Below are 1,279 nucleotides of genomic sequence, written 5' to 3' on the forward strand. Positions count from 1 at the left end.
AGATACGGCTGTCACGACCTTTTTTGCACCGCTTTTGGCGGCCCACTGCGCAGCCGGCTGAGCGAGTTGCGACAAGGTAAAGCTTGTCCGGAGAAAGAATTCCGACTGTTTGTTGATCGACGATGTTCCTGCGTTGAAGATGACCGTCGGTACTTTGGCCTGCTTTGTGAGGGGCGCGACAGCGATAGCGTTTGGCGTGAAATCAAAACCCGCCAGATATTTCACACCCTCGCGCACCAAGAGTTCTTGAGCTGCGGCTTTACTCGCGTCGGCGTTTGGGCCTCCGACGTCCTTGTAGATAAATTCAACCTTGTTGCCGGCGACCTCGTCTCCGTGCAAGGCAATATAGACATCGATAGCCTCACGAAACTGTTTGCCCCAGATGGCATTCGGTCCCGAAAATGTCGCGATAACACCCACCTTGATCGTCTCGGCCAAGGCCACGGTGCTCGCCGTTGACAGCACTGCGGTTGCCACGGCGCATAGCGCAAGCTTCTTGAATTTCATGATATCCTCCCTCCCGGAAATGCGTCCGGACGCAACTCGGTGAAATCCGCTCTCCTAGCAAATATTAGTACGGATACCGTACTATAATTGTCAAGCCGAAGCTGATTGCCGCAGGTCCGCCAGCTCCCACGGTACCAAGCTCGACAGGCAGATATATTTCGGCTCCTTGTCGTTTTGGTTCAGCTCAACGTCGTCAATCTGCCGAACCAAATCGTCGCCAGATACTACGACGGTGCCGTCATCTCTGGTAGCTTCTTATCCACTCGACAGATTTGCGAACGCCACCAAAAGGGTAGAAGTGCAGGCGGATATCGCCGTACACTCCGTCGACCATTGCGTCGGCGTAGTCGTCGACGAGAACGTCTGGTCCGGCGCTTGACAGTAGCTGGGTGATCGAAAGCCCATATTTTTTAAGGACCGCTGTCGAGGAGGAGACGCCGCAAACCGCCGCAAACCGCATCAGCGTTCTGATACTTGCTGGCCCGGGAATACCGACATGGATGGGCACCGTTATTCCTCTGCTGCGGATTCCAATGATCCATTCAAGCACTGGAACGGCACTGAATGTGAACTGGGTAAAAATCGACCATTCAAGATTGAGCGCTTCGAGAATGCGGCGTTTCTCCGAGATCGCTTCGGTAAGCACGCTGGCGCTTTGCGAGGGATGGCCCTCTGGATGCCCGGCTATAGCGACGTGTCTGATCGCGTGCTGTTGCAGGACACCGCTCCGCAAGATCGCTGCGGTATCGGGAAATGCGCCCTTGGGAGGATC

General features: G+C 55.2%; 2 protein-coding genes. Both read right to left on the reverse strand.

The features are described 5' to 3' along the window. The coding region (locus tag A3AY_RS0110840; protein WP_018325702.1) for an ABC transporter substrate-binding protein at positions 1 to 507 on the reverse strand (507 nt) is incomplete at its 3' end. 238 nt (positions 508 to 745) lie between these two features. After that, positions 746 to 1,279 (reverse strand): methylenetetrahydrofolate reductase (locus tag A3AY_RS0110845; protein ID WP_018325703.1); only part of this gene is annotated, 534 nt, incomplete at its 5' end.

It is taken from the genome of Rhizobium giardinii bv. giardinii H152, assembly GCF_000379605.1.
Taxonomy (GTDB): Bacteria; Pseudomonadota; Alphaproteobacteria; order Rhizobiales; family Rhizobiaceae; genus Pararhizobium; species Pararhizobium giardinii.